This is a genomic window from Streptococcus agalactiae ATCC 13813 (assembly GCF_000186445.1).
In the GTDB taxonomy this organism is placed as follows: Bacteria; Bacillota; Bacilli; order Lactobacillales; family Streptococcaceae; genus Streptococcus; species Streptococcus agalactiae.
Genome location: NZ_GL636070.1, coordinates 258,252 through 263,460, shown reverse-complemented (window position 1 = coordinate 263,460; position 5,209 = coordinate 258,252). Strand labels below are relative to the sequence as shown.

The window sequence follows — 5,209 nt, the reverse complement described above, 5'->3', positions numbered from 1 at the left end:
AAAAACTCCGTGATAACTATGTCAACTAGAATTCACTACTAGCTAGCTATCACGAAGTTTGATACTTCTCATTATTTTTATTTGTAGGAACGGTTATTCCGCAAGCCATAATCATAAATAAAATTTAAACAAAACATGCCAATTTGCTGCTATTTTCTCCCATAAAGTGCCTTGCTTCTCTGTATTTTGACTAAGAAAACTCCAATTAAAAACTTTGTAATTTAAAGTAAAACTATTTTGATGTTTTTCTCTATGTTCATAAAGGACACCAAATTGATCATTATTAAGTTGTTGAACAGAGTTGTAAGCAAACGAACCATCTTGAATGTGATGGTGATATAACCACTTAAAACTACCATTTCGATTAACTTGCGCTAGACGTGCATATCCATCTTGGCGCTTCTTACCTGGCCCATTAGCATTCACTAATAAAATATACTCTTTTTTGTCATGCTCAAAGCGAATAGCTGATAGTTGGACGTAAGCATCATGAACTTCCTTATATCGTTTAACATGGTTTTGCCAACTCTCTCCGCCGTCTTTACTTGTGGCTACTTCTAGGTTACCAGTTAGATTCCTCATAAATAACTTAATGTCCCCATTTTTCAATTGAACGGGTACGGATTCTGTATTTTGTTCTTTTTTATTATCCATTGTTAATGAGTGAATTTTTTCACCATTAGAAAGTACACGGTTATCATTGACTGCTTTTCCAGTATGCCACGTTTTTCCATGGTCGTCTGAATAAATTAGGCGTGAAGATTGTGAACCTCTTAGATGAGATTTCCAATTCGTAGAATAGGCAGGAATAATAATACGACCAGCGTGTGGCCCCCATTTTAAAACTATACCTTTTCCAGGTCCTATTCCTAAAAATTTCATGCCTCTCTGACGAAGACTTGCTGTTATATCTCTAGGTGATGACCATGTCCTACCATCATCATCGCTATATGACATCCACACATAGCTTGATTTTGCTAAACGAAATGGTGACGTTTTATGTTTTGTAAAATATATATTTCCAAGTAGCTGTTTTCCCTTATAAATATCCCCTAGATTTGAATGGTCACTTTTAGTAGTTTCTGTTATAACATGATAATCAGTCTTTTTCCCTTTAAAATTATATACAATACCTTTGTCACGGATAGTAAAAACCTTCGATTTCTTTCCATTATTATATAAATTAAGATAAGACTGTCCTCCGATTTGGGTATATTCTTTTTCAGGTGTGTTAGCAATACTAATAACGCCTCTTCCTTCTGGAAACATATCATATATTGAAAAAATACGTTTCGTCTTAGAGCTAGTATCTTGAACTAATGCCATATCCATATTAATAGGTGAGCCACTATAGTCACCACTAGTAACTAGCGGAACTCTAGGGTTATTACGGAGATTGACAATAGTTTCTCTTTTCCCCCAAGTGACACCATCATCCTCACTACGGCGAATAACCATTCCTATGTTTCCCCAATCACAAGCTTGCTAAATTCTTTCATCAGCTCCCGCAAGTAAAGTTCCTTTTTCCGTTTTTAATAATGAGGGGATACGGTAACCAAACACCTTATCTTTATTTTTTCTCCCAAAATCTCCTCCCCTATATACTTCTGTTTTAGCAGAAAGTATAGCACCTTTAGGTAATTTGAGCTGATGGTTTAGATGACAATAATATTGAAAATAAGATTTTATATCTTCAAAATTCAAATTATCAACACAGCAAACAAGGCAGTGTGCCTTAGCTTTTAATTTTTGCCATAAATTACCACTATATTTTATTTCCTTCTCTACTTTCTCTTTGCCAATAGCAAGCATCCCCTCTATAACAGACGATAACTTTCCATCCTTTTGAGAGAATGTTTTAGTAAGATGGTGTTCCTGTATCGCATTCTTTTTAAAGCCCAACGATATCTGACTAGCAATGTCCGTATTACCTATGACATTACTTGTCGATAAATCTCCCTTAGGAATGATATCCAAAGACCTCAACTTATCCCTTTCAAAACCTCTATCCTCTCCCGCTGTCTTTCTAAATTCATCGCTATTAAGTAATGCAACCGAAGAACCCTTTGATTCTATCAGGAATCTCTGTTGTTCTGCGATGGAATGACTGCTTTCGGGTATAATATAGGTAGTTCTATTATTAGGTTGAGTTGCATTTAGTTCTGCTAAATTTGCCTGTTTACGATTTTCTTCTGTCGCTATTTCCGCTTTTAGAGGAGATGACAATTTTTCTTGACTGTCAGAATCACCTAAGACTACTACCATATCTTTATCTTTTTGATCATCTACTATTAAACCGTCCGATGTATCAGAATCTAATTCTAACTGCCTCTCCTATATTGAATTAGTAAGCTTATCTAAAGTAGAGTCAAATATGGGAGCAGTAGTTTTTTCATCATCTATTGATATAAAAGAGTTTATATCAGATTTTATTTCCTCACTATAAATTGTACTAGGATGCAAAAGTCCACATAATAAGATAAAACCTAGCATCATATATGTACTAGTTATCACTCCTAGACGGCGTATCGTTATAGAAGGTTTCCCAAAGGTTAATGTCATAGAAACTCCAAGTCTTAAAATATTGGTTGCATACATCAACTCTAGAAAAATGGGAGTTCAGTAATGTTTCCAAAAAGGATTGTATGCCAACTTATCACTATTTTCAATATATTTTTATAATTTTACTAGTTTTTTATTATTAAAATGAGCGAAAATTAATTATATATATTATTTTTAAAATATTTAATATATCAAAAACCTAGGAGAATGTGATATTTCCTAGGTTTTTGTTTATTCTATTTATTTTTGATTAGCTGCATATTCTGCATTACGGCGTTTCATTTGTTTAGCATACCACATAAACAAACCAAGATAAGCTGTCGCAAAAATAATTAATGTTATAATCGCTGATAATTGACCTGTTGTCGCTTTACCAATAACGTAACCAAAGATTTTCTCCATAGGGCCTTCTAGTGTAGAGTGAGTGATAAGTGAACCTGCTCGCGCCCCAGCTGGGAATGCGCCTACCTTTTTAGCTAATTCAGTTGCAAATGGAGCAATCATTGTTCCTGATAAAAGGAATAGCGGTAATAGCAATGTTCCAAAGGTAATCATACGAATTAAACGGCCACGTGTAACAACCAGCAAAGCAGGGGTTACGCCCATTGCGATAATACCGGCAAGCGGTAGAATACCATTACCAACTTTAGAGAGTAAAATAGCTTCGACTAGCATAATCGGTGCAAGAATGTTAGCACATGCCCAAATCTCTGCACGTCCGGCAATAAATGGCCAGTCCAAACCAATATTGAAACGACGACCATGCATTTTACCATTAGCAAAATTAGTAATTCCTTGAGAAAGTGGTTCTACTGCAGCAATGAACCAAGAACCAATCAAAGAGAACAACTCTAAACAAGCACCTGCTGTAAAACCGAGAGAGAACCAGCCACCTAATGCTGCAAATGAGAACACGGGGTTGCCCATAATCCCTATGACAAGTCCTAAAATCATACCAATAAAGAACTTAGATCCCCAGAATCCAATGGCTTTATTTAATTTAGCCGCGTCAAAGTCATATTTATCTAGCCCTGGAAAAACTTTATCAAAAAGCTTATCCAAAACCATAATAATGGGGTTCATCATATAATTCATATGCGTTGAAGTCATGGGAGAAGTTGGACCTGTCCCCAATAAATCATCAAAGGTAGGTTTCATCAAATCAGAATTGATAATTTTTAGAACACCAACGAAAATAATAGCTACAGATGCAATAATGACAGATAAAAGTGTTGGTAAATTATTTTTTTTAGCATACCACATAATTAAAAGACCTGTGATAGATAAATGCCAAATATCAAAAATATCAACATCTAAGGTATCCGTTTTTTTCATAACAATCATAACAATATTGACAATAAGCATGATTAATAAGAAGTAAAGTGTATATGGTGATCCCCATGTAATAGTTGCTAATGGAGCCCAACCAACGTCAATAATGCTTAGATTGATTCCTGTATTTTTAACAAAAGCTTGAAGTGATTCGGAAAAAGCACCAGTTAAAATACCAATAATAGCACCAATACCCGTAAGAGCAATAGCTAACTTAATACCACCTTCAAGTGCTTTAGAAAACTTCACTCCAAATATCATGGCTAAACCTGTCATGACAATTAGCATCACAACTCCCGAACCCATATGAATAATTGGATTAAAGAATTTATTGACAATATCTAAAAATACCTGCATGTTCCTTCTCCTTTAAGACTAATTCCAATTTTAAATATGTTATGATAGGTTGTGTTCTTTGATAACTTGTTCTAAAGCAGTAAATACTGGTTCGCTCATAACTGGTATGCGATAAAGAATAGGTCCTGCTTCTACAACTGGAATTGGTACATTAAAACCTAAATCAGTTTTAGCAATAGGAGTAAAGATATCATATTTGTTGACCATTTCCTCAGTGATATCCTTAACCATAACAGCATCACAATGTACATTGTAACCTCTATCTCCTAATTGTGTCTCGATAGCATCTTTAATTTGATGGCTTGAGTTTACGCCTGCACCACAAGCTGCTAATATTTTGATCATGTTAAAACACTCCTTTTTCTATTAAATAATGATTAATTTTTTCTTTATTGTCGCCAAGCTCATGTAGCCGATCTAGGTTTCCTTTTGTAATAAAGAAGGTAATCAAATTAGATAAAATATCACTTTGGTTACTATTCCTACTATTAATAATGAAGAAAAAATCCTGAACCCTACACTCCTCTTCTGGATTAATCATATGTTTGAAAGTAATTGGCTGACTATTTTTGACATAAAAGATTCTATCTACTAGACAATACTGCGTTTCAGTGTGTGGAATAGCAACATATTGAATAGGAGTCCCATCTTTTAAATCAATTTTTAACCCCGTTGGAAACTCTCTTTCCCTTTCTTTTACTGCCTGTCGGTAGTCAGGACTAACATAGTGTTGTTTTATCAATGCTTTTGATACTATGTCAAATAATTCTTCCTGAGAATGGGCATCAATAAATAAAATATCTTGAGTCACAGCAAACACCTTTCTTCTTAGCTAAGCGATTACATTTTGTTGCAAGGCAAACAAGCCTTATCAACTTATCTACATCGATATTATACAAAACAAAATAAAACATTACAAGACATTTTTTATTTATTTTTGTTTATTATTGTTTATTTG

At 34.2% G+C, this 5,209-nt stretch carries 6 protein-coding genes; all 6 read right to left on the bottom strand.

Going from position 1 to position 5,209, the window contains the following annotated elements; all coding sequences use genetic code 11:
• Positions 1-111: 111 nt before the first annotated feature.
• The 6 genes from HMPREF9171_RS1000000114055 to HMPREF9171_RS111680 all read right to left on the bottom strand — a co-directional run bounded on the left by HMPREF9171_RS1000000114055 (position 112) and on the right by HMPREF9171_RS111680 (position 5,071).
• Positions 112-1,458 (bottom strand): sialidase family protein, encoded by a 1,347-nt coding sequence (locus HMPREF9171_RS1000000114055; protein WP_000236892.1) that lies wholly within the window; start codon positions 1,456-1,458, stop codon positions 112-114.
• Positions 1,459-1,485: 27 nt separating this feature from the next.
• Positions 1,486-2,265: a sialidase family protein gene (locus HMPREF9171_RS1000000114180; RefSeq protein ID WP_000261936.1), complete on the bottom strand. Its 780-nt coding sequence runs from the start codon at positions 2,263-2,265 to the stop codon at positions 1,486-1,488.
• A 69-nt stretch (positions 2,266-2,334) separates the two neighbouring features.
• Entirely contained in the window at positions 2,335-2,562 is a 228-nt protein-coding gene (locus tag HMPREF9171_RS1000000114050; RefSeq protein ID WP_000176337.1) for a hypothetical protein, read from the bottom strand.
• A 240-nt stretch (positions 2,563-2,802) separates the two neighbouring features.
• Positions 2,803-4,251, bottom strand: coding sequence for a PTS galactitol transporter subunit IIC (locus HMPREF9171_RS111670; RefSeq protein ID WP_001195827.1), 1,449 nt, complete (start codon positions 4,249-4,251; stop codon positions 2,803-2,805).
• Positions 4,252-4,290: 39 nt separating this feature from the next.
• Positions 4,291-4,596: a PTS sugar transporter subunit IIB gene (locus HMPREF9171_RS111675; RefSeq protein WP_000590543.1), complete on the bottom strand. Its 306-nt coding sequence runs from the start codon at positions 4,594-4,596 to the stop codon at positions 4,291-4,293.
• A 1-nt stretch (position 4,597) separates the two neighbouring features.
• Positions 4,598-5,071 carry a PTS sugar transporter subunit IIA gene (locus HMPREF9171_RS111680; protein WP_000458425.1) on the bottom strand — a complete coding sequence of 158 codons (474 nt, stop codon included), beginning with the start codon at positions 5,069-5,071 and terminating at the stop codon, positions 4,598-4,600.
• Positions 5,072-5,209: the final 138 nt, after the last annotated feature.